General features: G+C 52.6%; 26 protein-coding genes. 10 read left to right on the forward strand and 16 right to left on the reverse strand.

What is annotated here, in order from left to right; translation table 11 throughout:
- Positions 1–120 precede the first annotated feature (120 nt).
- The 3 genes from emrD to tisB all read right to left on the reverse strand — a co-directional run bounded on the left by emrD (position 121) and on the right by tisB (position 2,604).
- Entirely contained in the window at positions 121–1,362 is a 1,242-nt protein-coding gene (emrD, locus tag ABIB59_RS17850; protein WP_165159483.1) for a multidrug efflux MFS transporter EmrD, read from the reverse strand.
- Between the two features lie 175 nt (positions 1,363–1,537).
- Positions 1,538–2,371 carry a DMT family transporter gene (locus ABIB59_RS17855; protein WP_039080050.1) on the reverse strand — a complete coding sequence of 278 codons (834 nt, stop codon included), beginning with the start codon at positions 2,369–2,371 and terminating at the stop codon, positions 1,538–1,540.
- 143 nt (positions 2,372–2,514) lie between these two features.
- Positions 2,515–2,604 carry a type I toxin-antitoxin system toxin TisB gene (tisB, locus tag ABIB59_RS17860; protein ID WP_064572414.1) on the reverse strand — a complete coding sequence of 30 codons (90 nt, stop codon included), beginning with the start codon at positions 2,602–2,604 and terminating at the stop codon, positions 2,515–2,517.
- Between the two features lie 519 nt (positions 2,605–3,123).
- Between tisB and ivbL the strand changes: the two genes are divergently transcribed.
- The 3 genes from ivbL (at position 3,124) to ilvN (ending at position 5,305) form a co-directional block, all read left to right on the forward strand.
- Positions 3,124–3,222 carry an ilvB operon leader peptide IvbL gene (gene ivbL / locus ABIB59_RS17865; RefSeq protein ID WP_103281084.1) on the forward strand — a complete coding sequence of 33 codons (99 nt, stop codon included), beginning with the start codon at positions 3,124–3,126 and terminating at the stop codon, positions 3,220–3,222.
- Between the two features lie 103 nt (positions 3,223–3,325).
- A complete protein-coding gene (gene ilvB / locus ABIB59_RS17870; protein ID WP_110295997.1) occupies positions 3,326–5,011 on the forward strand; it encodes an acetolactate synthase large subunit in 1,686 nt (561 codons plus the stop codon).
- A 3-nt stretch (positions 5,012–5,014) separates the two neighbouring features.
- Positions 5,015–5,305 (forward strand): acetolactate synthase small subunit, encoded by a 291-nt coding sequence (gene ilvN / locus ABIB59_RS17875; RefSeq protein WP_039080052.1) that lies wholly within the window; start codon positions 5,015–5,017, stop codon positions 5,303–5,305.
- 17 nt (positions 5,306–5,322) lie between these two features.
- On the opposite strand, the gene ABIB59_RS17880 is transcribed toward ilvN, so the two are convergent.
- On the reverse strand, positions 5,323–6,117 hold the full coding sequence (locus ABIB59_RS17880) for a DeoR family transcriptional regulator (RefSeq protein ID WP_039080053.1): 795 nt from the start codon (positions 6,115–6,117) through the stop codon (positions 5,323–5,325).
- Between the two features lie 262 nt (positions 6,118–6,379).
- Between ABIB59_RS17880 and rbsK the strand changes: the two genes are divergently transcribed.
- The 5 genes from rbsK (at position 6,380) to nepI (ending at position 11,643) form a co-directional block, all read left to right on the forward strand.
- Positions 6,380–7,300 carry a ribokinase gene (gene rbsK / locus ABIB59_RS17885; RefSeq protein ID WP_354036430.1) on the forward strand — a complete coding sequence of 307 codons (921 nt, stop codon included), beginning with the start codon at positions 6,380–6,382 and terminating at the stop codon, positions 7,298–7,300.
- A gap of 90 nt (positions 7,301–7,390) precedes the next feature.
- The gene (gene fucP, locus ABIB59_RS17890; RefSeq protein WP_354036432.1) at positions 7,391–8,707 is read left to right on the forward strand and encodes an L-fucose:H+ symporter permease; all 1,317 of its coding nucleotides are present in this window, start codon (positions 7,391–7,393) and stop codon (positions 8,705–8,707) included.
- 11 nt (positions 8,708–8,718) lie between these two features.
- Positions 8,719–9,732 carry an aldose 1-epimerase family protein gene (locus ABIB59_RS17895; protein WP_354036434.1) on the forward strand — a complete coding sequence of 338 codons (1,014 nt, stop codon included), beginning with the start codon at positions 8,719–8,721 and terminating at the stop codon, positions 9,730–9,732.
- A 170-nt stretch (positions 9,733–9,902) separates the two neighbouring features.
- Positions 9,903–10,355, forward strand: a complete 453-nt coding sequence (locus ABIB59_RS17900; protein WP_039080057.1) for a DUF1198 domain-containing protein — start codon at positions 9,903–9,905, stop codon at positions 10,353–10,355.
- A gap of 106 nt (positions 10,356–10,461) precedes the next feature.
- Entirely contained in the window at positions 10,462–11,643 is a 1,182-nt protein-coding gene (nepI, locus tag ABIB59_RS17905) for a purine ribonucleoside efflux pump NepI (RefSeq protein ID WP_107222670.1), read from the forward strand.
- A gap of 76 nt (positions 11,644–11,719) precedes the next feature.
- On the opposite strand, the gene ABIB59_RS17910 is transcribed toward nepI, so the two are convergent.
- From ABIB59_RS17910 to ABIB59_RS17935, 6 genes are all read right to left on the reverse strand, one after another.
- Positions 11,720–12,625, reverse strand: a complete 906-nt coding sequence (locus ABIB59_RS17910) for an EamA family transporter (RefSeq protein ID WP_039080058.1) — start codon at positions 12,623–12,625, stop codon at positions 11,720–11,722.
- Positions 12,626–12,731: 106 nt separating this feature from the next.
- Complete coding sequence (locus ABIB59_RS17915; RefSeq protein WP_039080059.1) at positions 12,732–14,111, reverse strand: carbohydrate porin; 1,380 nt, start codon at positions 14,109–14,111, stop codon at positions 12,732–12,734.
- Positions 14,112–14,377: 266 nt separating this feature from the next.
- Positions 14,378–14,680: a PTS lactose/cellobiose transporter subunit IIA gene (locus ABIB59_RS17920; RefSeq protein WP_039080060.1), complete on the reverse strand. Its 303-nt coding sequence runs from the start codon at positions 14,678–14,680 to the stop codon at positions 14,378–14,380.
- A 6-nt stretch (positions 14,681–14,686) separates the two neighbouring features.
- Positions 14,687–16,075: a 6-phospho-beta-glucosidase GmuD gene (gmuD, locus tag ABIB59_RS17925; protein WP_071195118.1), complete on the reverse strand. Its 1,389-nt coding sequence runs from the start codon at positions 16,073–16,075 to the stop codon at positions 14,687–14,689.
- Between the two features lie 14 nt (positions 16,076–16,089).
- Positions 16,090–17,418 carry a PTS sugar transporter subunit IIC gene (locus tag ABIB59_RS17930; RefSeq protein WP_039080062.1) on the reverse strand — a complete coding sequence of 443 codons (1,329 nt, stop codon included), beginning with the start codon at positions 17,416–17,418 and terminating at the stop codon, positions 16,090–16,092.
- An 11-nt stretch (positions 17,419–17,429) separates the two neighbouring features.
- Complete coding sequence (locus ABIB59_RS17935; RefSeq protein ID WP_071195117.1) at positions 17,430–17,744, reverse strand: PTS sugar transporter subunit IIB; 315 nt, start codon at positions 17,742–17,744, stop codon at positions 17,430–17,432.
- A gap of 294 nt (positions 17,745–18,038) precedes the next feature.
- Here ABIB59_RS17935 and ABIB59_RS17940 point away from each other — a divergent pair, with 294 nt between their 5' ends.
- Positions 18,039–18,992, forward strand: coding sequence for a LacI family DNA-binding transcriptional regulator (locus tag ABIB59_RS17940; RefSeq protein ID WP_039080064.1), 954 nt, complete (start codon positions 18,039–18,041; stop codon positions 18,990–18,992).
- Positions 18,993–19,035: 43 nt separating this feature from the next.
- Here the strand turns inward: ABIB59_RS17940 and ABIB59_RS17945 are convergent, their stop codons facing one another.
- Positions 19,036–19,578, reverse strand: a complete 543-nt coding sequence (locus ABIB59_RS17945) for an RNA 2'-phosphotransferase (protein ID WP_039080065.1) — start codon at positions 19,576–19,578, stop codon at positions 19,036–19,038.
- Between the two features lie 378 nt (positions 19,579–19,956).
- On the opposite strand from ABIB59_RS17945, the gene ABIB59_RS17950 reads away from it, so the two are divergent.
- On the forward strand, positions 19,957–20,871 hold the full coding sequence (locus tag ABIB59_RS17950) for a LysR family transcriptional regulator (RefSeq protein ID WP_107222668.1): 915 nt from the start codon (positions 19,957–19,959) through the stop codon (positions 20,869–20,871).
- 45 nt (positions 20,872–20,916) lie between these two features.
- Here the strand turns inward: ABIB59_RS17950 and ABIB59_RS17955 are convergent, their stop codons facing one another.
- From ABIB59_RS17955 to nfsB, 5 genes are all read right to left on the reverse strand, one after another.
- Complete coding sequence (locus tag ABIB59_RS17955; RefSeq protein WP_071195114.1) at positions 20,917–21,777, reverse strand: fumarylacetoacetate hydrolase family protein; 861 nt, start codon at positions 21,775–21,777, stop codon at positions 20,917–20,919.
- A gap of 26 nt (positions 21,778–21,803) precedes the next feature.
- Positions 21,804–22,412 carry a L(+)-tartrate dehydratase subunit beta gene (gene ttdB / locus ABIB59_RS17960; protein WP_071195113.1) on the reverse strand — a complete coding sequence of 203 codons (609 nt, stop codon included), beginning with the start codon at positions 22,410–22,412 and terminating at the stop codon, positions 21,804–21,806.
- Positions 22,409–23,308: a L(+)-tartrate dehydratase subunit alpha gene (gene ttdA, locus ABIB59_RS17965; protein WP_178107383.1), complete on the reverse strand. Its 900-nt coding sequence runs from the start codon at positions 23,306–23,308 to the stop codon at positions 22,409–22,411. Before ttdA ends, ttdB begins: the two co-directional genes overlap by 4 nt.
- A gap of 18 nt (positions 23,309–23,326) precedes the next feature.
- Positions 23,327–24,622: an MFS transporter gene (locus ABIB59_RS17970; RefSeq protein ID WP_103281099.1), complete on the reverse strand. Its 1,296-nt coding sequence runs from the start codon at positions 24,620–24,622 to the stop codon at positions 23,327–23,329.
- Positions 24,623–25,064: 442 nt separating this feature from the next.
- Positions 25,065–25,718 (reverse strand): oxygen-insensitive NAD(P)H nitroreductase, encoded by a 654-nt coding sequence (gene nfsB / locus ABIB59_RS17975; protein ID WP_039080066.1) that lies wholly within the window; start codon positions 25,716–25,718, stop codon positions 25,065–25,067.
- Positions 25,719–25,836 lie beyond the last annotated feature (118 nt).

Raw genomic sequence — 25,836 nt, forward strand, 5'->3', positions numbered from 1 at the left:
CGTTTATGGCCTGCGAACTGAATAAGGCGCAGATCCCCTTCGCCCTCAATGCGGACACGCAATTTTATGATGGCGAAGAGGGGGCGTGGCGTCCGACAACCGAACCGTTGCTGAAAGCAATTATTTCACCGGACTGTGAGAAGGCTGATGCGAAGCCGGATCGCCGGGAAGGGAAGCCGCCTGTTCATGTTCATGGCGCTTCTGGCGCAGCGCCAGCGGCAGCCAGCTCAGCACAATCAAAAGCCCTGCCAGCGTCATCAGCATCCCAAGGCTAAACTGGCTGGTCTGGGGAAGTTGAGCGGAAAACCACGCAAGGGCGCCTGAACCCATATTCTGCATGCCGCCCACCAGCGCCCCCGCCGTGCCCGCCAGAAAGGGGAACGGCTCCATTGCACCACTGGTCGCCAGTGGAAAGAGCATGCCCGCCCCGAAGAAGAACAGTGCGGCGGGAACCAGCAGCGTCCAGACCGTCATCACGCCAAACCAGCCGGGGATCCACATCATTACGCCTGCCAGCAGACAACTGGCGATCGCCTGCCACATCAGTGTGGAGAAGCGCGCATTTTGCCGCCCGGCGAACCAGGCACCGAAAAAGGCGGCCGGAATGGGCAGAATAAACAGGATACTGACCGCCATACTCGAAAGCCCAAGCGTAGCGCCCATCAGCACGCCTGAGCAGGCCTCAAACACCGCGATACCCGCCAGCCCGCCAATTAGCATCAGCAAATAGCAGTTAAACATGCCGTTACCCAACAGGGTTTTATAACGGGCAATCAGGCCCATTTTTACGGTACCGGTCGGGCGCGTTTCCGGCATCCAGCGCGCCATGCTGTATGTGACGCCAGCACAGAGCACCAGCAGGAAAGCAAAACAGGCGCGCCAGCCCCAGAGGGTAGTCAGCAAGCCGCCAATCAACGGCGCAAGCAGCGGGCTTACCAGAATGCCCATATTCAGCAAACTGTTAGCGTGGCGTAATTCGGTGCCGGAATAGAGATCGCGCGGCAGGGTACGTGCCATGACGCCGCCGACGCCGGTCCCCATGCCCTGAAAGGCGCTGGCGACTATCAGCACGGTCAGGCTGTGGGTCGTGACAGCGACCAGTGTTGCCAGCATAAACACTGTTAAGCCGCAGAGGATCGCCGGACGGCGGCCAAAACGGTCGGCTAACGGGCCGTAAAAGAGTTGTGATACGCCATAGGTGAGCAGATAGGCGGCCATGACATTCTGCACCGCCCCTTCACGGGCACTGAGATCCTGCGCCATACCGGCAATCGCGGGAATATAAATGGTTTGCGCCATCTGCCCCACGGCCACCAACAGGACCAGCATCAAGAGTAAACTGACATTACGCTGTCTTTTCATTTCGCTGAATACGTTTTAAAAATAGATAAATAAAGAATATGGTGCTGCCATAACCGTAAAATGCGAGAGGAATCTACCACAGTAATGTGACACAACAAGATGCGGGGTCAGAAAGAGTGACCGCCGCCAGGCAGGATTTGTAAACAACTATCGGCAACATTTGTTGCCAGCGTGATCAGGACAGGCGCAGCAAAATAGCCCCCGCAGCGATGCCACAGGCGGCAACGATGCGTAATCCGGCAACCTTTTCTTTGAGCATTAAAAAGGCGAGCAGCGCGCCAAAGAGAATGGAGGTTTCACGCAGTGCGGCGACCACCGCCAGCGGTGCCTGCGTCATCGCCCATAGCGCCAGGCCGTACGAGCCCATGGTACCAATGCCGCCAGGCAGCCCTTTTTTCCAGTTATTCACCAGATAGTGAGAGACTTCACGGCGGCGAGCGATCATCGCCCAGGCCAACAGGCAAAAACCGTTCATGAAAAAGGTCCAGAGGGTGTAACCGAACGCGCTACCCGCAAGGCGTACACCTGTACCGTCCACCAGCGTGTACCCGGCGATAAAACAGGAGTTCAGCAGCGCAAGCCAGATCCCACGCGTTGAGCTGTGTCGCCCGTTACAAGCCATGCCAAGAATGGACAGACAAATGACCGCGATACCGAGCCAGGCAAAGGTGGATAATGTATCCCCGAGGAACAGTACGCTGATCAAGGCCACCAGAAGTGGCGCGGTACCGCGCATCAACGGGTAGGTCTGACTCATATCGGAAACTTGATACGTTTTAGCGACCAGCACCGTATAGACAACCTGTAGCAGGCAGGAAACGGCGAGATAAGGCACGCTGGCAAGCGACGGCTGCGGTGAGAAGGGCAGCATGACCAGGGCGATTAAAGCCGCAGAGCCGCTGACGCAGATGGCGGAATAGAGTTTGTCGCTGCCCGCTTTAACAATCGCGTTCCAGCTCGCATGTAGAAGTGCGGCAAACAGCAGAATACAAAAAACAGTAACAGTCATGAGTATGCAGTGTCAGTGGGCGGCGTAAAAACGTACCATGAAAGCATTGATCGGAGCGACTATTCTGTGCGGTGACGAAGACAGCCCGCGTTTATTAAAGAGGGGCGGTTGCCCGCCCCTCTTAGGTACGACTTGAACCTGAATTACCGCAGTAATTTCAGGACAGCTTCAAGCAGTTGCAGCAAGGCAACTATGAGTTTCAGGATAAGGATAACCATATCCATTTCGCCCATACGTTTCTCCTTTGGCAAGGAGCACGACCGGCTGGCGTACCTTTCCGCTGCCTGTAACCAGCCGTTTTGTTGGCGTAACACAGTGTGCTCTCAAGGGGTTAAGGCACTGACGGCACCACCCGTTTCAGCCAGGACTTTATGTGCGCCCGTATCATAGCGGTCCCCTCATACACCGTGGTCGGCAAGATCATTATAAATTCATACTGTAAATATATACAGTGATTTCTGGACGAAATTTGCATCCTGTTTCATACTCAAACTGCTCGTAGTGTGTGCATAATTTGCGCGCAGGATTAATTGATCGTATAGTTTCACTGTTGACGTAACACAGTGTGCTTGCGGCTACCAACCGCAAAAACCTGCTAAAAACCTCGCTCCGGCGGGGTTTTTTATTTTTATCGCCTGACCATTAAAATGTGATTAATGACACATATTACCGCTGCGGTGTAAAAACCGGTTGTCCAAACGCCATTCCTGTGTTTGTATAAATCCTGTTAATTATTCAAACACGAGTCCCCAATGAACGCTTCCACTATGACGATGAACCTACTAAAAACCGCGCATAACGCCGCGGTGGTCGTCGTGCGTGTGGTGGTGGTCGTCGGCAATGCGCCGTAGGGACTGGAACAACACACGATTCCAAAACCCCGCCGGCGCAAACCGGCGGGGTTTTTCGTTCAAAGCCTCCCGGAAAGTCGGCCCAGAAGAAAAGGACTGGAGCATGGCAAGTTCGGGCACAACACAAACGACACGCTTTACCGGCGCACAATTGATCGTTCATTTACTGGAACGTCAGGGCATTACCACGGTAGCGGGTATTCCTGGCGGGACCGTTCTCCCACTGTATGACGCATTAAGTCAGAGCACGCAAATTCGCCACGTCCTGGCGCGCCACGAGCAAGGCGCCGGGTTTATCGCCCAGGGCATGGCCCGTACCGAAGGCAAACCCGCCGTCTGTATGGCCTGTAGCGGGCCAGGCGCCACCAACCTGGTGACCGCCATCGCCGATGCGCGTCTCGATTCCATCCCGCTGGTATGTATCACCGGCCAGGTGCCTGCCTCCATGATCGGCACCGATGCGTTCCAGGAGGTCGACACTTACGGCATCTCTATCCCCATCACTAAGCACAATTACCTGGTTCGGGATATCGCCGAACTTCCACAGGTGATGAGCGACGCGTTTCGCATTGCGCAATCCGGCCGTCCCGGCCCGGTGTGGATAGATATTCCTAAAGATGTTCAGACCGCGACCATCGAGCTGAGTGAGTTGCCGGAGCCGGGCGGCAGAGCGCCAGCTCCGACGTTTGACGCGAAAAGCGTGCAGGAAGCGGCGGCGATGATTAATGCCGCACAGCGTCCGGTGCTGTACCTGGGCGGCGGGGTGATTAACGCGCCGGAACAGGTGCGCGCTCTGGCGGAAAAAGCGAATCTGCCGACCACCATGACCTTGATGGCGCTGGGCATGTTGCCAAAAGCGCATCCGCTGTCGCTGGGGATGTTAGGAATGCACGGCGCGCGTAGTACCAACTTTATTCTGCAAGAGTCTGATTTGCTGGTTGTTCTTGGTGCGCGTTTTGATGACCGGGCGATTGGTAAAACCGAGCAGTTCTGTCCGAATGCGAAAATCATTCATGTGGATATCGACCGCGCCGAACTGGGTAAAATCAAACAGCCACACGTTGCCATTCAGGGCGATGTGGGTGAAGTGCTGGCACAATTGCTGCCGCAAATTGACGCGCAGCCGCGTGAGGAGTGGCGTGGTCTGGTGGCGCAATTACAGCAGGAATTCCCGTCTGCCATTCCGCAGGGCGGTGACCCGCTGACCCATTACGGCCTGATCAATGCCGTTGCCGCCTGCGTCGATGACGAGGCGATCATCTCCACCGACGTGGGCCAGCATCAGATGTGGACCGCACAGGCCTATCCGCTCAATCGACCACGTCAGTGGCTGACCTCCGGCGGGCTGGGCACTATGGGCTTCGGTCTGCCTGCGGCGGTAGGTGCTGCGCTGGCGAACCCGCAACGCAAAGTGATTTGCTTCTCCGGGGACGGTAGCCTGATGATGAACATTCAGGAGATGGCCACCGCCGCAGAAAATAATCTGGATGTGAAAATCATTCTGATGAACAACGAAGCGTTAGGTCTGGTGCATCAACAGCAGAGTCTGTTTTACAAGCAGGGCGTGTTCGCGGCGACGTATCCGGGAATGATTAATTTTATGCAGATTGCCGCCGGTTTTGGCCTGCAAACCTGTGATCTCAACAACGAGGCTGACCCGCATGCCGCGCTGCAGGAGATCATTGCTCGCCCTGGTCCGGCGCTCATTCACGTGCGCATCGACGCCGAAGAAAAAGTGTATCCGATGGTGCCGCCAGGTGCGGCAAATACTGAGATGGTGGGGGAATAAGCCATGCAACAGACAGTTTCTGACAACGTAATTCTCGAACTCACCGTGCGTAACCATCCGGGTGTGATGACCCACGTCTGCGGCCTGTTTGCCCGCCGCGCGTTTAACGTGGAAGGCATACTCTGTTTGCCAATCAAAGAGAGCGAGCAGAGTCGCATCTGGCTATTGGTGAATGACGATCAGCGTCTGGAGCAGATGATTAGCCAGATTGAGAAGCTGGAAGACGTAGTGCAGGTCGTGCGTAACCAGTCTTCACCAGGGATGTTCAACAAACTGGCCGTGTTCTTCGAGTAAGGCGACACCAGGCTCGCTTAGCGGGCCTGATCGTTTTCTGAGTCTGGTGTAATCACTTTCACAAATCCGTTACGGCAATGGGTCGGGTAATCCGCCGGTAATGGACGGTCGCTAATTAACACATCAAACCCGGACAGCGGCGCAATGCTCGCCGGTGCGACCTCATCAAACAGGGCATGGCGTGCCAGCAGAATTTTGCGCATGCCGTGCTCCATCGCCTTTCGCTTCATGGGCAAATCATCCAGGTTAAACCAGGTTACGCCGTGGTGTTCGTGCACGCCGCTGGCGGAAATAAACACTTTTCGCGGGTTTAATGAATCTAACAGCGAGGGATTATTCGGATCGTAAAAGGCATCGCTTTTGGCGCGCCAGGTGCCACCGCAGAGCATAGCCGTTGCGTTAGGCTTGGCGGTAAGTGCGACAAATACCTGATGGGAATAGCAGATGCCCGTAAAGGTAATGTCATCCGGGATCATGCTGATAACCAGCGGCATTTCCGGCCCATTATCAAAAAAGACCAAATCGTTCTCGCTCACCAGTCCGGCGGCAAGGATGGCGACAGGTAAATCATCACGATGGTGGGGACGTAGGGTAGGTTGCGGTGCGGCGATGGGGGCGGATGGTTTGTTCACCATCACGATATAGCCCCCCAACAGCGCTAACGGCAGCGGTTCGTCATCCTGACTAAAGTCCCTGCGAATGGTCATGACAGACACTTCCAGCATACGCGCGGCATCTTTTAAGTGGATCCGGTCGGTCTTTTTCAGTAACTCCACCAGACGTCGGATACGTTCTTTTTGCTTCGTTTCCACTCTCTTTCTCCGCTCTGCTTTGCTCTGCTGTGTTTCTAAAGTAACATTTTCTATCAATCAGGAACACGTAATGATATCAACACTATAATCCTGTTACCCGGCAAATAAAAGTGATGTGGCGCGGTATGTCAGGGATTTTGCGGTGTTGGAGGGTAATAAATGTGATTCTCTAATCGCGATCATGGTCACAAATGATACTAAAATAACATGTTAATGTTACTAAAATATCATTGTTATGTGATTGTTTCTGAGAGGTAGCAAAATGGATATCGCAGTCATCGGCTCCAACATGGTGGATCTCATCACCTATACCAACCAGATGCCGAAAGAGGGAGAAACCCTTGAAGCCCCTGCCTTCAAAATCGGGTGCGGTGGTAAAGGCGCGAATCAGGCGGTGGCCGCCGCTAAAATGAATTCGAAAGTGATGATATTGACCAAAGTGGGTGATGATATCTTTGCGGACAATACCATCCGTAATCTGGAGTCCTGGGGAATTAACACCACCTATGTGGAAAAAGTCCCCTGTACCAGCAGCGGCGTCGCGCCGATTTTTGTCAATCCCAACTCCAGCAACAGTATTTTAATTATTAAAGGCGCAAACAAATTTCTCTCTCCGGAAGATATCGATCGTGCTGCCGAAGATTTGAAAAAATGCCAGTTAATTGTCCTGCAACTGGAGGTACAATTAGAAACGGTATATCACGCCATCGAATTTGGTAAAAAGCATGGTATTAAAGTGTTATTAAATCCTGCCCCCGCACTGCGTGAACTGGATATGACCTACGCCTGTAAATGTGATTTCTTTATTCCCAATGAGACCGAGCTTGAAATTCTGACCGGCATGCCGGTCGACACCTACGATAATATTCGTACGGCGGCGCGGAGCCTGATTGATAATGGCCTGAATAATATTATCGTGACCATGGGTGAAAAGGGTGCGCTATGGATGACCCGCGAGCGCGAAGTTCACGTTCCGGCGCACAAGGTCAACGCCATTGATACCAGTGGCGCTGGCGATGCCTTTATCGGCTGTTTTGCCCACTACTATGTCCAGGGCGGCGATGTCGAAGCGGCGATGAAAAAAGCCGCGCTATTCGCTGCTTTTAGTGTGACCGGCAAAGGCACACAATCGTCTTACCCCAGCATTGAACAATTTAATGAGTACCTGGCTTTACATGAATAATAACCGCTGAGTTTATTCTGTAGCAGGCGCATTGCCGCCTGCTGTTCGGAATAAGACAGTGATAAACCCTGCACATTGAAAGGTAGCACTATGAACGAAAAAAATATCGTTCAGATGCCCGACGGGTATTTGAATAAAACCCCTTTGTTCCAGTTTATTTTGTTATCCTGTTTATTCCCGTTGTGGGGATGCGCCGCTGCGTTAAATGATATTCTCATAACGCAATTTAAAAGCGTGTTCTCATTAAGTAACTTTGCCTCTGCGTTAGTGCAGAGTGCGTTTTATGGCGGCTATTTCTTAATTGCGCTCCCGGCTTCTCTGGTTATTAAAAAGAGCAGCTATAAAATTGCGATATTAATCGGGCTGACCCTTTATATCGTCGGCTGTTCGCTGTTCTTCCCGGCCTCGCATATGGCGACCTATACCATGTTCCTGGCGGCGATATTTGCCATCGCCATTGGGCTGAGTTTTCTTGAAACCGCGGCCAATACGTACAGTTCGATGCTGGGGCCAAAATCACATGCGACTCTGCGCCTGAACATCAGCCAGACCTTCTACCCGATTGGCGCGGCGGCGGGCATTTTGCTCGGTAAGTACCTGGTTTTCTCCGAAGGTGAGAGTCTGCAAAAGCAGATGACCGGGATGACACCCGAGCAGATTCATAATTTTAAAGTGTTGATGCTCGAAAACACCCTTGAGCCCTATAAATACATGATTATGGTGCTGGTGGTTGTCATGGCGCTGTTTATGTTCACCCGCTTCCCGAAATGCAAAGTGGCGCAAACGGAGACCCATAAACGTCCAACCGCCATGGAAACGCTGCGTTATCTGGCACAGAATGCCCGTTTTCGTCGTGGTATTGTCGCGCAATTCTTGTATGTCGGCATGCAGGTGGCGGTGTGGTCGTTCACCATTCGTCTGGCACTGGAACTGGGCGATATCAACGAACGCGATGCGTCAAACTTTATGGTCTATAGCTTCGCCTGCTTCTTTATTGGCAAGTTCGTCGCCAACATTCTGATGACGCGGTTTAACCCGGCCAAAGTGCTGATCCTCTATTCCGTGATTGGCGCCCTGTTCCTGGCATACGTGGCGCTGGCCCCCAGCTTTAGCGCGGTGTACGTGGCGGTGGCAGTCAGCATCCTGTTTGGACCGTGCTGGGCGACCATCTATGCCGGCACGCTGGATACCGTGGATAACGAACATACGGAGATGGCAGGCGCGGTAATTGTGATGGCGATTGTTGGCGCGGCGGTGGTCCCGGCGATTCAGGGCTATGTGGCAGATATGCTCCATTCACTGCAACTGTCGTTCCTCGTTTCCATGCTGTGCTTTGTCTACGTTGGCGTCTATTTCTGGCGCGAAAGTCGAGTGCGTCGCGAACTGACCGAAGCGACCGCTTCCTGAGGAGAAGGACGATGGCAACACGATTGACTCTGTGGCGTGAGCTGTTCACCCAACAGCCGCGCACCTTACTGGAAAACAGCGATTTTACCGTCACCGCGTTCCGCTACCCGAGCGACGTGGAGGCTGTACGGCTGGAGAACGCCCGTGGGCACCTGGTCGTACTGCCCTGGCTTGGACAGATGATCTGGGATGCGACCTTCGACGGGCACGACCTGACGATGCGTAACATGTTCAGCCAGCCCAAACCGGCGAATGTGATTGTTGAAACATACGGCTGTTTTGCTTTTCATTCCGGGCTGCTGGCGAACGGCTGTCCGTCAGCGGAAGATACTCACGCGCTGCACGGCGAAATGGCCTGCGCCACGATGGATGAGGCGTGGCTGGAGCTTGACGGCGACGCGCTGCGTCTGGGCGGGCGCTATGAGTATGTGATGGGTTTTGGCGATCACTACTTTGCACAACCGTCGGTCACGCTGCATAAAGCGAGCGCGCTGTTTGATATCGCCATGGATGTTACCAATCTGGCGTCGGTGCCGATGCCGCTGCAGTACATGTGCCATATGAATTACGCCTATGTTCCGCAGGCGACATTTAGCCAGAACATTCCGGATGAAGCGTTAACGCTGCGCGAATCCATCCCGGCGCATGTGAAACCGACGGAGCAGTGGCTGGAATTCAATCGCCGCGTACAGCAGGGCGAAGCGACGGTCAATGCGCTGACGGAGCCGGAATTCTACGATCCGGAAATCGTCTTCTTTGCCGACAGGCTTGACCGCTACACGGATAAGCCTGAATTTTCTATGCATGCACCGGATGGCACCACCTTTGTGACGCGTTTTTCCAGTGAGCAGTTTAATTACGTCACGCGCTGGATCCTTTACAACGGCGATCAGCAGGTCGCGGCATTTGCCCTTCCGGCAACCTGTCGCCCCGAGGGGTTTCTTGCTGCGAAGCGTAGCGGCAGTTTACTCAGCCTTGCGCCACAGCAAACCCGCCATTTTAGCGTCACCACGGGCATTGCCTGATGGCCTTACCTGAGCCCGGTTCGCCGGGCTTCGTTGTGTATTCTCATCAATAAAATCAGCCATCTGCGTGATCCCGTGCACTACGAAAAACCAGTAAGCTCACGCTTCGACTGTCCATTTTGTGCATTTTGACTTTATGATGTGCCTCCTGAGATGTGGCGGGAGCTTTCATGATTTGGTTAACACTGACGACACTGGTTGTGGTTTTTATTATTGGTTTCAGGGTATTAACGTCTGACTCACGTCGCGCGATCCGCCGGTTGAGTGAGCGGCTGGCAATCACGCCGGTGCCGGTGGAAACCATGATTGATCAGATGGGGAAAAGCGCAGGGGCGGAGTTTATTCAGTATCTGGCTCGCCCGGATGAAGCACATCTGCAAAATGCCGCCCAGATGCTCTTTATCTGGCAGGTTTTTATTGTCGATGGCAGTGAACAGCATCTGCAATCCTGGCATCGCATTCTGCAAAAGGCCCGGCTGGCCGCGCCCATTACCGATGCGCAAGTCCGTCTCGCGCTGGGCTTTTTACGCGAACTCGAGCCGGATGTTGCTGAGCTTAATGCCTTCCAGATGCGCTACAACACTTTGTTTGTCCCTGAGGAAGGGGTGCACTGGTTACACTGATCTTACTGTCCGACGCTGTAAATAGTTGCGTAAATGTTAAATGAATCACACTATTGTTTGTTACACTACACGGCTTTCTCAATAAAACATGAAGCCGGGTGTAAAAATGATGGAAATGCAGCGGACGCAGCCTGCAACAGGCGGCGTAAGTCGCCCAAACTGGTCGGCGGTATTTGCCGTCGCCTTCTGTGTGGCGTGCCTGATCACCGTGGAGTTTCTGCCGGTGAGTCTGTTGACGCCCATGGCGCAGGATTTGGGCGTGTCGGAAGGTGTTGCCGGACAATCGGTGACGGTAACGGCATTTGTCGCCATGTTCGCCAGCCTGTTTATCACCCATATCATCGGCAAAACGGATCGCCGTCTGGTGGTTATTGCCTTTTCCGTGCTGCTGACGCTCTCGTGTCTGCTGGTCTCGTTTGCCAATAATTTTACCTTGCTGTTGCTCGGGCGTGCGTGCCTTGGGTTAGCGCTGGGCGGTTTTTGGGCGATGTCCGCCTCCCTGACTATGCGACTGGTGCCTGCCCGCACCATTCCGAAGGCGCTGTCGGTCATCTTCGGTGCGGTCTCCATTGCGTTGGTGATTGCGGCACCGTTGGGTAGTTTTCTCGGCGGGATCATTGGCTGGCGGCATGTGTTTAACGGTGCAGCGCTAATGGGGTTCGTCTGTATTGGCTGGGTGTGGATGGCGCTGCCGTCGATGCCGGGACAGACGGAACATCATCAGAATATGTTTGGTTTGTTGAAGCGCCCTGGCGTCCTGGCCGGGATGCTGGCGATTTTTATGGCTTTCGCCGGGCAGTTCTCGTTTTTCACTTATATTCGTCCGATCTTTATGACCCTCGCCGGCTTTGATGTTGATGGCCTGACGCTGGTGTTATTGAGCTTTGGTGTTGCCAGCTTTGTGGGTACTTCGCTTTCATCACATATCTTAAAGCGCTCGGTAAAACTGGCGCTGGCCTGTGCGCCGCTGATCCTTGCGGTGAGCGCGCTGGTGCTGATTTTGTGGGGCAGCAATAAAGTGGTTGCTGCGGGGATTGCCATCGTCTGGGGATTATCGTTCGCCCTGGTGCCGGTGGGTTGGTCGACGTGGATCACCCGCTCGCTTGCCGATCAGGCGGAAAAGGCGGGGTCGATTCAGGTGGCAGTTATTCAACTGGCAAATACCTGCGGCGCGGCGGTTGGCGGCTATGCGCTGGACAACCTGGGCCTGCTTTCACCGCTGGTGCTGTCCGGAGCGTTGATGCTGCTTACCGCGCTGCTGGTGGCAGGAAAAGTGAAGGTGAAGTGATTTTCCTCTCACCCTTATCCGGGTTATCGCTGCGCTAACCGTAGCCCCGGTAAGCGTCAGCGCCACCGGGGGAATGTCAGGCTGCAGCCTGCATGCGTTTGCGGGAATCCAGCGAAATCAGCAGCACCGACGACACAATCATCAGCGTACCCAGCCAGTCCGGCAGCGTAAAAGCGATACCCAACAGGGCAACCGAGAGCAGCGCGCTACTCAGCGGTTCCGCACAGCTCAGAATACTGGCGCGTGAGCCGCCAATCATCTGCGCCCCTTTCAGATACAGGCTAAAGGTCAGCGCGGTACCCACCATCACCAGATACATAAACGCCATCACCAGATTGCCATCGATAACGAAATCGCCACCTTTATTGCCATAGAACGGCGTCAGCATTAATCCGGCGAGAAACATACTCCAGCCGACAATCGGCAGTGTGCCGTAGCGGGCGATAAGCTTCGACGGATAGGTGGAATAGAGCGCGGCGGAAAACGCCGACGCGATGCCCCATACCAGCGCTTCGGTGGAAATCGACAGCGATGTCATATTCCCGTGGGTCACCAGCAAGAGGGTGCCAATCAGAGAGGTTGCAATCGCCGCCGTAACAGCGAGCGTCGGCTTCGCTTTTCGTGCCAGGGCAAACCACGTCACGATGATTGTTGGCGAGAGAAATTGCAGTACCGTAGCGGTGGCGGCATTCGATTTCTCGATGGTCACCAGGAAGGTGAGCTGAACGATAAGCGCGCCAAACAGCGAAAAGAACAGCAGGCTCAGCGTGTCTTTGCGGTTTTTCACGATCGCGAAAATTTTATCGCCATGGAAAAACGACAGAATTAATAACACCGCGCCGCCGGACAGCAGGCGAACCATCGTCAACCAGGGGGCTGCGATGTGACTTTTCTCCATGATGTACTGAGCGCAAACCCCGGAACTGCCCCATAAAATGGCGGCAATCAGTACATAAAGCATCCCTTTTTTTGTGAAACCCATTTTCTACCCAGTCCTGCCATGCTGCTTTCTTATTGATGAATTTTGCATCATAACACAGGCGTGATGGATAACCGGAGGCAGCATCCCTGCCGCCCGTGGATTTACATTAGAACCAGGCTTCCCACATTGCACCGACGTTGAAGGAGTCCAGCGTGGTGTCATCCGTACCGTTAACACGCGCGGTACGCTTGTTGTCAACTTCGCCACCGGTCACGTAGAAGCGCAGCATCGGACGGAACTCTGGCCCCATATCGATGGAGATATTCTGCGACAGGGTCGCTTTCCAGCCGTTGTTATCACCGCCTTTGTCGTAAGCCACTTTCTGCCAGCCCAGCTCAAGCCAGGTAGAATGAACGTCGTTCCACCAGTACATCGGGCGCACAATGGCGTTGTAGTTCTTACGGTTGTCAGACTTGTCTGCGCTGTTGTCGTAATCGTGGAAGGCGAGGAGATATTCCACCTGCATCTGGCGACTAAACTTGTGCAGCCCTTCGAAGCTGGCATAAATAGTCTTTAAATCATCCGTTTTGTTATAAACGCTGTTATCTGCGTTATCAGAATAACGGGCGATAACTTTGTTCACACCGCTGTCGTTGGTATGGCTTAACACCACGCCACCCTGCCAGGCTTTCAGGCGGGCGTCGCTTTCAACGGCCTTCGAGTCAAAACCGTAGTTTGCGTAAACTTCCAGATCCAGCGGGCCGACTTTCATGCCGTGGATTTTTGAGGTGACGGCGTAGTTGCCTTTGTCACCGGTGCCGGAGCCGCCGGTACAGGTAATGCGTGACGGGTTATCCCCGTTGTCTTCCACTTCCGGGTTACAGGACTGCACGGCAGCTACAGTGGCCACGTCAAACTGTACGCCACCGATATCGAAGTTTTTCACCCCGGCACCCTGGCCATCGTGGTTCATCCAGAAGTAGTCGTTGATGCCCTGTTGTGGACGCTGGTGGAAGTCACGACCTGCCCAGAAATAGGCGTTCGGGTTGGATTCCAGCAGGTTGGTCACACCGGCGTAGGCTTTTTTCAGGTTAACTTCGTCGCCCCAGTGATCGAACATCACGTTGACGTCCCAGATTGCTCCATGCGAACTCTTAAACGCTTTGGAAAGCTGGAACTCGCCACCGTTGCCTTCGTTACCCAGACGGCCAATCGCAGACGAGCCATTATATGAACCGTCTACGCCAACATATTTCTGATCGCCGCTCTGGTAATGGGCGCCATAACGGGCGTAACCGCTAAATTTCACGCCATAAGGAATGGCTAAGTCAGGCGTTTGCGCAGTGCTTTGCGGCTCGGTAATGACATCCGCTTTTTTATCAATGGCGGCATCCATTTTTGCCTGCCGCTCGGCTAATGCTTTATCCACCGCTTTTGCCACGATGGCGTCGATTTGTTCTTGCGTAAATTCTTGTGCTATCACCGAACCAGAGCAAAGCGCAGCCGCAACCGCCAGTGCCACTGGAAGTTTATTGTTTAATTTCATAGTTATCTCAATTTATACCCTTTATATTTCAAGTTGCATGGGCATTAGCTACGCGCATTCACCCGAATCACTTACATCAGTAAGCTCATCGGGATTCTTTCGCCTGCCGTATTCCTGAAACTCGAATTATTTAGGGTCTCGTTGGTTGTTTTTAAACAATAACCATCCTGTCCTGATTTGACAGAACAACATGCCAGTATCAAAACAAGCTGATTTATATTTTATAATTCAGGTACAGAGTTATATCTTCCATAAACTATGAGCTTTTAACGCTGATAAAGCTGAATAATCTCCTCTGATAATTCACGCGCCAGTAACGACGTCATTAAATGATCCTGGGCATGTACCATAATTAATGTCATGGGTTGCCGGGCTTCGCCGGCATCCTGTTCAATTAATTTGGTTTGCATTTGATGGGCCTGACGTGAATAACCATCGGCTTCACGCAGCAGTGTTTGGGCTTCCTCAAAGTTGCCCGCTCTTGCGGCACGCAATGCTTCAAAGCACAGACTGCGTGACTGACCCGCGTTAACGATAATTTCCATTACCGCTTCTTCTAATGCGACCATATTTATTTACTCTTCATCAAAACCATTATTCTTCGCGGTGGCGGCAAACCATTCTCCGCTTTTCTTAACGGTACGTTTCTGGGTTTCTAAATCGAGCTGAACAAAACCGTAGCGATTTTTATACGCGTTACACCATGACCAGTTATCAATAAAAGTCCACATATGATAACCAAGGCAATTACAGCCTTCGCTAATTCCTTTATGCAGCCATTTGAGGTGATCGGCAATAAATGCAATCCGGTACTGATCGTTTATTTGCCCGTTTTCAATAAAGCGCTGTTCATTCTCGACACCCATTCCATTTTCAGAAATAAAGCAGCGGGGGTTGCCATAATTATCACGAAGATTAACCAAAATATCGTAAATACCCGGCTCATAAATTTCCCAGCCGCGATAAGGGTTCATTTTTCGCCCCGGCATCTCGTAATAATCAAACAGCCATTCCGGCATAAACGGTGACTCTGGGTTAACGGCGCTGTCCCGGCATTTCACCCGCCGCGGCTGATAATAGTTAATGCCCAGTAAGTCTATTTTCCCGTCGGCAATCAGCTCCTTATCGCCCAGATGGCACTCAGGAAGCTGATCATACTCCTTCAGCAAAGCCACCAGGTCCGCCGGGTATTCACCCCGCAGTACCGGATCGAGGAAGCTGCGGTTAAACAGCAGATCCGCATGGTGTGAGGCTTTCACATCCGCCGGGTGCTGTGAACGCGGATACGACGGCGTCAGGTTGAGCACAATGCCGATCTCACCAGGGTGACGCCCGGCGCGAAACGCCCGCACCGCGCTGGCATGAGCCAGTACCGTGTTGTATGCCACTGTGGCTGCCCGTTTGAAATCCACCACGTTCGGGTAATGGAAGTCATACAGATAACCCCCTTCAACCGGCACAATGGGTTCGTTGAAGGTAAACCAGTGCTTCACCTGATGACCAAACAGGTCGAAACAGATCTGCGCGTAGCGGGTGAATGCCTCAACCACTTCGCGATTTTCCCAGCCGCCTTTCTCCTGCATCACCATCGGCATGTCGAAGTGGAACAGAGTGATAAACGGTTCGATGCCCTGTTCCACCAGTTCGTTAAGCATGGTGCTGTAAAACGCAACAGCCTGGGTATTCACCTCACCGGTACCGTCAGGAATCAGTCGGCTCCAGCTTATTGAGGTACGAAAACTGTTGTGGTTCAGTTGTTTTAACAGGGCGATGTCTTCGCGCCAGTGCTGGTAAAAGGTGGACGTATCCTGTGGGCCCACCTGCTGATGAAAGCGCCAGGGTTGGCTGGCGTACCAGGCATCCCATGTTGTGGCGCTCTTCCCGCCCTGTAAGCTTTCCCCTTCGGTTTGTTGCGCGGAACTGGCGCTGCCCCACCAAAAGTTTTCGGGAAATGCATATTTCATTTTTCTCTCCTTGTTCAGTTACTGCCGACGGTTTCCGCCATCGGTGCGCTGTTCTGCGCTTTTTGCTCTTCGGTCTTCATCAATGAACGCTCGTAAGCACGCAGGAACGGCAGGTACATCAGTGCGGACATCACCATACAAATCACGCACATCACCACCGGACTGAATGCCCAGTTGGCAGCCCAGGATGCGCCAATCGGTGCCGGTGTTGTCCATGGCGTCAGTGAGACGACCTGCGCCAGTAAGCCCATGCGGGTTGCCGCATACGCCAGAATGGCGTTTACCAGAGGGACACAGACGAACGGGATAAACAGCATCGGGTTCATGATGATCGGCGCGCCGAACAGAATCGGTTCATTGATGTTGAAGAAGCTTGGCACAACACCCATTTTGCCGATAGTCCGCAGGTGCGCAACGCGGCTACGCAGCAGCAAAAAGGCCAGCGGTAAGGTTGAACCCACGCCGCCGATCAGCAGGTAGTGGTCCCAGAAACCTTGCAGGTAAACGTGCGGCAATGCAGCGCCTGCGGCCAGAGCAGCCTGGTTGGCGGAGAGGTTTGCCATCCAGAAGGGGTTCATGATGCCGGTGACGATAAGCGAACCGTGGATACCGGCAAACCAGAAGATCTGGCACAGCAGCACAGAGAGCAGAATGGCCGGCAGTGAGTCTGATGCGGAGACCAGCGGTTCCAGCAGGTGCATAATCGCCTGCGGCAGGATCATGCCGGTTTGCGCTTCAATAAACAGGTTCAGCGGATGCAGCGTACCGATAATCACCAGAACCGGGATCAGGATTTCAAACGAGCGGGCAACACCGGTCGGCACCTCTTTCGGCAGGCGAATAGTGATGTTGTGCTGCTTGAGCCAGGCATAAACGCGAGCGGAGTAAATCGACGTCAGCAGTGCGGTGAAGATCCCCTGGCCGGAGAGGTACTGAGTGGAAATCTGTCCTTCATGATAGGGGGCCGCTACCAGCAGGAACGCCATAAACGCCAGCAGGCCGGTCATCACCGGGTCAAGATTAAACTGACGGCCCAGGCTCGCACCGATACCGACAGAAATGAAGAAGGTCATGACCCCCATGCTCAGGTTGAAAGGCAACATTAGCTGTGCGCGATATTCGGTAGAAAAATCCAACCAGGCGCGGGCAAAACCGTTGGTCGTTTCCGGGGAGAACGGCGGGAAAATAAACACCAGCATAAACGAGCCGATGATCATGAACGGCAGCGCGGCGGTAAAGCCATCGCGGATAGCGATAACGTATTTCTGCTGTCCGAGTTTGCCCGCAAGCGGGGTAATGGACTGCTCAATGACGCCAATCATAGACTGATATAACGAACTCATGGGTTCACCTTTTAGTGCGCCGCTTCAATCAGCGACAGTGCATAGTCCAGTACTTTATCGCCACGCTGCATCCCGTAGTCCATCGGATTGATGGGCTGCACGGGGATACCGGCGGCGGCGGCCTTTTCTGACAGCGTATTTAACATATATTTCACTTGCGGTCCGAGAAGCACGACCTGGTATCGTGGAAACTGCATATCAAATTCAGCCACACCGTACGCATCGATCTCGACCGGCAAATTCCGTTGCTGCGCCTCTTCAACCATTTTCCTGACTAACAGGCTGGTAGACATACCGGCGGAGCAACACAACATAATCCTGAACATCTTGACCTTCCTCGAATGTAAAAAGTTATTGCGGGGATGATTGGATATCATACGGAAACCGGTTTCCATCTCGTCGCAAAAGAAGTGTGATGGGTATCAAAGTCTCAATGATATAAGCGCTTTTTTCTGGATTAAGGTCACGGAATTTGGATGGATTCTGATAGCAATAGAGTCCAAATGGAAAATCGGTTTCCATGAAAAAAAGAAAAGGATATACTGCGAATGGTTATATTATGAACCATTGCTGTACTTGGTATTTTCAGGCGTAAATTAGTCGTCTGTCAGGGGAGAAAGATGTCTACAATCAACGATGTATCACGTTTAGCTGGGGTGTCCAAAGCCACAGTCTCACGGGTGTTGAGTGGTTCGCGCGGCGTTAAGGAAGCCAGCCGCCTTGCAGTACTGAAAGCGGTCGATGAGCTGAATTATCGGCCCAATGTTATCGCACAGTCCTTACTCAGCCAGTCGACAGGCTGCATCGGTGTGATTTGCGCCCAGGACAATATCAACCAGACCACCGCATATCTTTACGCGTTGGAAAAACACCTCAGCCAAAGTCAGAAACATTTGCTGCTGCGCTTTGCCAACAGCAAAGCGGGGGTGCTGAGCGCGCTGGAAGAACTTACCTGTGGGTTGTGCGACGATGTGTTGATTATCGGCGCCCGTTTCCCGCTGAATATCAACGACGAGAATGTTATTCTGGTGGATTGTGCGGAGTCAGAAACGCCAAACAGTATCCAGTTCGACCACGCGTTCGCGGCGGAAACGGCCTGTAATTTCCTGATAAGCCAGGGAAGACGCCAGATTGCCCTCATCCACCCCGATACCAGCGGCCCGGCGGACCAGGTACTGCTCGGTTATAAGCATGCGCTGGAAAACAATTTCCTGCCGTTTAATCGCAATCTGGTCTTTATGGATGACACCTCGTCATCTGTGGCGCTGCAGGTATTGCTCAACAATGCTACTACCTTGAATTTCAACGCCCTTTTGGTTGCCGATGAGCAGGAAGCACAGCGGGTGATCCCGCAGTTGCAGGCGTTCAATAAATCCGTACCGGGCGACATCATGGTCTTTAGCCTGGCGGGGTCACTGCATCTGCCGGGGGTTCCAAAAATCCCGGCGATTGAGTACTCCATAGACTCGATGGCGGCGCGGATTGTCGCGTGGCTCAACGAAAAAACCCAAAGCGCGCTGGGCTCTTGTGTGGTGCGCGGGGACTTAATTATTCCTGAGATGATCAAGCGTTAACGTTTAAAGAGAGCCTCCGCCCGGAGGCTTTTTTACGCCGGGATCACGGGCTGATAAATTCCACCGCAACCTGCCGGGTCAGCCAGACGCCATTCTCCGCCTGATAGAACGGATAACCCTGTTCAAACATGGCTAATGCGTTAATTTCCAGCACCACCGGCGTACCGTAACGCTGTCCGACCTGGATGGCCACCTCCCGATCGGCGGAGAGATGAACATATTGTCGCGACTGTGCGGTTAATCCTTCTGCAAGAATGGCGGAAAGAAAACGGCTGGCGGTGCCGTGGTACAAGATGTCCGGTGGTTTTTTTTCAGTAAAGGCGATATCGACTTTCGCCGTCGAGTGCCCCTGAACGGCACGAATACGCAGCCCGTCTTCGGAGAGGGCGAAGCGCTTTTTATCACTGCCGTCCACGACGGCCTCAATGAGTTGTTTGTCCAGTGATTGCCCCTGGCCTGCCGCGCCTGCGATCAGTGCATCAATGTTCGCCCACCCTTCACTATCCAGTTCCAGACCAATGGCTTCAGGTTGATGGCGCAGAACGTAGCTCAGAAACTTACTGACTTCATTATGTGCTTTTTTCATTATTGTCTGCCTTAGACATCGTTTTCAGTGAGAATACCATTCAATGCTGTTTTGCAAATAATAAAATTAAACCTCGCTGAGGAAGCTCGCTTTTTGATATGTTAATGGTTGGGAAGCGAGCCTGTAGATAATTAGACTTGCAGAAGCCAATTGTTATTTAGCAGTGTCACACATTTTAACTTATACGCTGGCGCGAATGCAGGCCGAAATATTATTATATATTCGTCATACTGCAAGTTGCATGTGCGTTGGCTTATCTCGCTCACCCCGGTCACTTACTGGAGTAGGCTCCTGGAGATTCACTATGTTGCCGCCTTCCTGCAACTCGAATTATTAATAGTATAAGAAAAAAAAGTAATTTACCTGTGAGGAATGTTTGTGGAACTCCATCAGCTTCGCTGTTTTATTGCTGTTGCCGACGAATTACATTTTGGCCACGCGGCACAGAAGCTGGATATGCTGCCATCGGCGCTGGGTCGTTATATTAAACTTCTCGAAGAGAACCTTGGCACGCGGCTACTCACGCGCTCCACGCGTAATGTTTCGTTGACGGCACACGGCGCGCTTTTTCTGCCAGAAGCGCGGGAACTGGTTACCCGGGCGGATGACGTGCAAAAACGCTTTCAGACGCTTGCAAGGCAAAATGCCGGTACATTACGTGTAGGCGCCATCGACAGCGCGGCAATAAGTCTCATTCCCCATGTGCTGCATCACTTTCGTGAAAAGTGGCCGGGCGTGGAAATCCATTTTCTGGAAGATAAATCCTCTCGCTTGCTACCAAAGTTAAAAACCGGACGCCTGGATCTTATTTTTATTCGCCCGATGGGGGCGATGGACAGTGAATTTCAGAGCCAGTTTTTGTTTTATGAAGATGTGGTACTGGCGATTTCGCAAAATCATCCTCTGGCGCAGAAAACGGAAATTAATGTTGAGGATTTACGCGATATCTCATTGATTGTACCGGAAAAGCGTGTCAGGCCGCATAGCTATGACTTAACCCTGAGCCTGTTTGAGCACGCCGGGTTTAAACCCCAGCTTATCCAGATTGCTGATGAAAAACAGACCATCATTAATATGGTCGCGGCGGAATTAGGTGCGGCGATTATGCCAAAATGGGTCATGCGAATGGCGGCGCTAAATATTAAATTTATCCCCATTGGTCGAGGTTACGAAAATATTCGCAATAAATTACCAATGTCTGCCGTGTGGGTAAAAGGGGCGCGGGATGAAACCCGGGATAATATGATGCAGATCGTCATGGATGAATTAAAGACGATAACCAGTTTATATTAACGAAAAACCCGGCAAGTATGCACTGCCGGGTTTATTTCATCGCAATCAGTGTGCCATGGCGTTTGACAGGGCGGTCACGCGGTTAACGAGACGACCAATCTTGCCGATTTCCACTTCAATCACGTCGCCTTCTTTCATGAATAGCGGCGGTGTGCGTTTTTTACCAACGCCACCCGGTGAACCGGTGATAATCACATCGCCAGCCTCCAGCGGGCTAAAGCGGGAGATGTATTCCACCAGGGCGGCAACCGACCTGACCATATTCTGCGTGGTGTCGTGCTGAACACGGTTGCCGTTCAGCCATGTGCTGATCGCCAGATCCTGCGGGTCGCGGATTTCGTCGCTGGTGACCAGCCACGGACCGAATGCGCCGGTCTTGCGCCAATTTTTGCCAGACGTAAACCAGGTATATTGCATGTCGCGCACCGACCCATCCATGAAACAGCTGTAACCCGCAATATGATCTAACGCTTCTTCGCGACTTACGTTGTCGGTCGGTTTGCCGATGATCACCGCCAGCTCGCCTTCATAGTCGAACTCATTGCTGCTATCCGGTTTACAGACCACTTCGCCGTGGGCGGAGAGGGTGTCCGGGAAGCGAACAAACAGGGTTGGCGCATCGATAGTTTGTTCAAACTCGATCCGCTTTTCCATGTAGTTCATGCCCACACAGAAAATTTTGTTAGGGTTTTCGATGACTGGAAGAAAACGGATCTCGCTGGCGTGAAAATCTGCCTGCTCCGGTTTTACTCTGGACAATTCGTCTACTGCTTTGGCGGCAATAACGGATTTTAAATCGGGATAATACGCTGACAGGCGTTTTCCCAAATCGTAAATCATTTCGCCTTCAATACAGCCCCATGTTTTTACACCGGATTTCGGATTAACAAAACTTAATAACTTCATGATAATACCTGTGCCTGGACGGCGAGTTATTTAATAAACTTAATCTGCTGATTAATCTCTTCGATAATCGGCATTTTCCTCGCATTGAAGACCTTCTTATTCTCTTCAAATAAGTTGTTGCCTTCGCAGTCGATGGAAATAATCAGCGGACCGAACTCTTTCACCTTATTGACCCATAGGGTCTCTGGCATACCGAGATCGCGCCATTGGGCATCTTCAATTTTTTCCACGCAGGTGGCCGCCAGTACGGCGCATCCGCCGGGGAAGACTGCATGCACGGCTTTGTGGGTACGGCAACCTTCTTCGGTGTTCGGCCCCATACCTCCTTTACCAACAATCAGCTTCACACCGGTCTGCTCGATAAACTCTTTCTCGAACTTCTCCATTCGCATGCTAGTTGTCGGCCCAATGGAGATCATTTCGAACTCATTTTCGCCTTTTTCGACGACGATCGGACCCGCATGGAAAATAGCCAGACCTTTCAGATCTACCGGCAGCTCACGCTTCAGTTCAATCAGACGACGATGCGCCACGTCACGACAAGTCACCAGCGTACCGGTCAGATAGACGATGTCGCCCGGCTTAAGTGCCAGTAAGTCTTCGTCTTTGATAGGGGTTGTCAGTACTTTTTTCATAATACGGCGCCTTCATGGGAAAGAATTTCGTAAGACAGGTCAGCTGCGAAACGGATCGCGCCACGACGGTGTGCCCAGCACCCGGTCGACACGGCAACGCCGATAGTGGATGGATGACGTGCGGAGGATTCGATATTGACCCCCATCACGGTCGCTTTACCGCCCAGCCCTTGTGGACCCAGACCGACTTTGTTCAGACCTTCTTCCAGCAAGACTTCCATTTTCGCCGCATCAGCGTTCGGGTGAGCGGAATCCACCGGACGCAGAATCGCTTTTTTCGATAATCGTGCCGCCGTTTCAACGGAGGTGGAGACCCCTACACCAACCAGCAGCGGCGGGCAGGCATTAACGCCGTATGAGGTGATCACGTCGAACACGAACTGATTCACGCCTTCATAACCCTGGCCTGGCATCAGAACTTTTGCTGCGCCCGGCAGGGAGCAACCGCCGCCCGCCATGTACACCTCGATGGTGCAACTGTCGTCATCCGGGATGATGTCCCAGTCCAGCCACGGCACACGAGAACCGGTGTTGGTGCCCGTGTTTTTCTCGATAAAAGTTTCAACCGCGTTATGGCGCAGTGGGGCTTTTTTGGTGGCTTCCAGCGTGGCGGTACGCAGCGCATCCTGCAGGCCGCTTAAGTACGGGAATTTTGCGCCGCAGGTGATAAAGTACTGAATCACCCCGGTGTCCTGGCAGCATGGGCGGTCCAACTCATCCGCCCGTTTCTGGTTTTCAAACATTGAGTCATAAACCGCGACAGCCAGCGGTGCATCTTCTTCTGCACGTAAAGCTTCGAGTTTTTTCATGACGTCTGTTGGCAGACGTTTACCGACATACCCGGTAAAGCGGGTCATCACATCAGTTAAAGACGACATTGCATCTGAAGTGTTCACAATTTGCTCCATTTTTCGTTAAGCCAATGAGCTTTTCATTGCCTTGCGTTTACGGCTAATTTCAATAGAAAGGGTCAGTACGGCGGAAACCACCAGCATGGCTGCAACGCAGTAGAGTGCGAGGGAGAAGTCGCCCGTGGTCTCTTTCAGCCAGCCAATGACTGCCGGGCCAGCAAAGCCACCGAGGTTGCCAATTGAGTTGATGGCGGCGAGGCCTGCTGCGGCTGCCGGGCCATTGAGGAACAGTGACGGAATGCTCCACAGCGGCGGTTTGCACGACGAGATACCTACATTTGCCATCACCAGCGCGACAACCGCCAGGGGCAGGCTGTGCACAGTACCGGCCAGGATGAAGCCCAGACAGGCGAACAGGCAAGCGCCCACAACGTGCCAGGTGCGCTCTTTGGTTTTGTCAGAATGTCTGGCCCAAAGAATCATCGCGACGATAGAAAGCGCAGCCGGAATGGCGTTGATAAAGCCAATCTGCATCGTGGTCAGGCCGAAGGATTTAATAAACTGCGGCGACCAGATGTTGAGAGAATAAAGCCCCGCGGAAGTACCGAAATAGACCACTGCCAGCGTCAGGACGCGTACATCGGTCAGCCCCTTCCAGATGCTGGTTTTCGCTTGCCCGGCTTTGCCTTTGTTCTCTTCTGCCAGAGTGTCGATCAACCACTGAGTTTCATCTTTAGACAGCCAGCGGTTTTTCTCCGGACGGTCACTCAAGTAGAAGAAGGTGAAGATGCCGAGCAGAATGGCTGCCACGGAATCCAGCATGAACATCAGCTGCCAGCCTTTCATGCCAAACGCGCCGTGCATACTGAGAATGATGCCCGCCAGTGGGGAACCGAGCATGGAGGAGATCGGCGCAGCTGCCATAAATAACGCAATAACCTGCGCCCTGCGTTTAATCGGGAACCAGGTGCTTAAATAAAGAATAATGCCAGAGAAAAAGCCCGCTTCTGCGACACCTAATAAGAAACGCAGAATATAAAAACCAGTAACGGTTTGCACAAACATCATGCAAGCGGCAATAATGCCCCAGCTCACCATAATTCGTGCTAACCAAATACGCGGACCGACTTTTTGTAAAATAACGTTCGATGGAACATCAGTTAAAAAATAGCCAATAAAAAACATGCCCGCACCCACCCCAAATACCGTGGAAGAGAATCCCAGGTCCTGGTTCATGGTGAGCGCAGCAAAGCCGATATTAATACGGTCGAAAAATGCAATAAAATAAGCAAACATCACAAATGGCACTATTCGCCACGATATTTTCTTGAGGGTAATCTGCTCTATTGATGGATTCATGTCATCGTTTCCAGCGGTAATATAATAATGGCAGGTGACGTGATGGAATAAAAAGTGACCTGCTGACGCGGGCAACTATGCGGGGAATAATGGTGGGGATCATCCAACGAAGATTGTATAAAAAATTAGAATAATCGAGGTGAGAATAACAAACCCATGCATAAAGCATGGTTATGATCAATTAAATCGCAAAAACAGGTCAATTGTTAACAAAATAAACCGGAATTGGTAACGTAATTTGAACAAATTCAGAATGAAAGAAATCGTGGGGAATGTGATAAGGCTCAAATATCTGCAGTTATGATGTTTGGCTGTAAAATGCCAGGCGCCGCCGGGGAGTGTCCCGTATGCATCGCGCACGCAGTACGGTCCCCTCTCCCTTGCGGGAGAGGGTTAGGGTGAGGGGGAAATGCCGCAAACTGCACGCGTACAGCATTCACCATCAAATAAAGGTAAAAATCTCTTCACGCGGCAGGCGGGATTTCGGCAATGCGGCGTTGAAATCACTTTCGCTGCGGTAACCGAGCGACACCAGCACCACGCTGGTCAATCCTTTTTCACGCAGACCCAGCGAGAGGTCCAGCGCACGTTGATCAAAACCTTCCATCGGCGTTGCGTCGATACCTAACATCGCCGCGCCCAGCAGCAGGCCGCCCAGCGCCAGATAAACCTGTTTCTCCATCCACTGCGGAATATCACGGGATTCATAGCGGTGCATATCCACATAAGAGCGACGGCCCTTATCCTGGCCTGCCTGCGCGCCTTCGGCGACGAAACGGCCATCTGCGCTCTCCTGCGCCAGCACCTTTTGCAGATGCTGATCATCCAGATCTGTACGCATGCAAAGTGCAATAACGTGCGAGGCATTCAGCACTTTAGGTTCGTTGTAAATGAAAGCGCCGGTGGTGGATTTTGCAATCGCGGCGCGGCCTTCGGTCGTCGATGCCACCACAAAATGCCACGGCTGGGAGTTCACCGAAGAGGGGCTGTTTTGTAGTACATTAAGCAGCGTCTCAATCTGCTCCTGTGGCAGCGTCTTACCCCCTTCAAAGGCTTTAACGGTATGGCGGGCAAGCACAGCATCATCTAAAGTCATCGTCTTTCTCCGGCAGGAAAATGAAATAAATACGGGACTTGCCGCCCCGTCTGGTAGGTCGAGAATAAACACAAACAGTGACGAGATAAATCACCTCCGCTGTGCAGCACTTTCCCTC

This window comes from Citrobacter sp. UYEF32, from assembly GCF_040546205.1.
Classification (GTDB): Bacteria; Pseudomonadota; Gammaproteobacteria; order Enterobacterales; family Enterobacteriaceae; genus Phytobacter; species Phytobacter diazotrophicus.

Bases quoted from the DNA above. Each gene is read 5' to 3' on its own strand.
- ABIB59_RS17945 (WP_039080065.1), bottom strand. From the start codon at position 19,578: ATGAAAAAAGCACATAATGAAGTCAGTAAGTTTCTGAGCTACGTTCTG.
- ABIB59_RS17955 (WP_071195114.1), bottom strand. From the start codon at position 21,777: ATGAAGTTATTAAGTTTTGTTAATCCGAAATCCGGTGTAAAAACATGG.
- tisB (WP_064572414.1), bottom strand. From the start codon at position 2,604: ATGGGCGAAATGGATATGGTTATCCTTATCCTGAAACTCATAGTTGCC.
- ABIB59_RS17900 (WP_039080057.1), top strand. From the start codon at position 9,903: ATGATTTGGTTAACACTGACGACACTGGTTGTGGTTTTTATTATTGGT.
- gmuD (WP_071195118.1), bottom strand. From the start codon at position 16,075: ATGAAATATGCATTTCCCGAAAACTTTTGGTGGGGCAGCGCCAGTTCC.
- rbsK (WP_354036430.1), top strand. From the start codon at position 6,380: ATGGATATCGCAGTCATCGGCTCCAACATGGTGGATCTCATCACCTAT.
- ilvN (WP_039080052.1), top strand. From the start codon at position 5,015: ATGCAACAGACAGTTTCTGACAACGTAATTCTCGAACTCACCGTGCGT.
- nepI (WP_107222670.1), top strand. From the start codon at position 10,462: ATGATGGAAATGCAGCGGACGCAGCCTGCAACAGGCGGCGTAAGTCGC.
- ABIB59_RS17930 (WP_039080062.1), bottom strand. From the start codon at position 17,418: ATGAGTTCGTTATATCAGTCTATGATTGGCGTCATTGAGCAGTCCATT.
- ABIB59_RS17935 (WP_071195117.1), bottom strand. From the start codon at position 17,744: ATGTTCAGGATTATGTTGTGTTGCTCCGCCGGTATGTCTACCAGCCTG.
- nfsB (WP_039080066.1), bottom strand. From the start codon at position 25,718: ATGACTTTAGATGATGCTGTGCTTGCCCGCCATACCGTTAAAGCCTTT.
- ABIB59_RS17915 (WP_039080059.1), bottom strand. From the start codon at position 14,111: ATGAAATTAAACAATAAACTTCCAGTGGCACTGGCGGTTGCGGCTGCG.
- ABIB59_RS17855 (WP_039080050.1), bottom strand. From the start codon at position 2,371: ATGACTGTTACTGTTTTTTGTATTCTGCTGTTTGCCGCACTTCTACAT.
- fucP (WP_354036432.1), top strand. From the start codon at position 7,391: ATGAACGAAAAAAATATCGTTCAGATGCCCGACGGGTATTTGAATAAA.
- emrD (WP_165159483.1), bottom strand. From the start codon at position 1,362: ATGAAAAGACAGCGTAATGTCAGTTTACTCTTGATGCTGGTCCTGTTG.
- ilvB (WP_110295997.1), top strand. From the start codon at position 3,326: ATGGCAAGTTCGGGCACAACACAAACGACACGCTTTACCGGCGCACAA.
- ABIB59_RS17940 (WP_039080064.1), top strand. From the start codon at position 18,039: ATGTCTACAATCAACGATGTATCACGTTTAGCTGGGGTGTCCAAAGCC.
- ABIB59_RS17970 (WP_103281099.1), bottom strand. From the start codon at position 24,622: ATGAATCCATCAATAGAGCAGATTACCCTCAAGAAAATATCGTGGCGA.
- ABIB59_RS17910 (WP_039080058.1), bottom strand. From the start codon at position 12,625: ATGGGTTTCACAAAAAAAGGGATGCTTTATGTACTGATTGCCGCCATT.
- ABIB59_RS17920 (WP_039080060.1), bottom strand. From the start codon at position 14,680: ATGGTCGCATTAGAAGAAGCGGTAATGGAAATTATCGTTAACGCGGGT.
- ABIB59_RS17895 (WP_354036434.1), top strand. From the start codon at position 8,719: ATGGCAACACGATTGACTCTGTGGCGTGAGCTGTTCACCCAACAGCCG.
- ttdB (WP_071195113.1), bottom strand. From the start codon at position 22,412: ATGAAAAAAGTACTGACAACCCCTATCAAAGACGAAGACTTACTGGCA.
- ivbL (WP_103281084.1), top strand. From the start codon at position 3,124: ATGAACGCTTCCACTATGACGATGAACCTACTAAAAACCGCGCATAAC.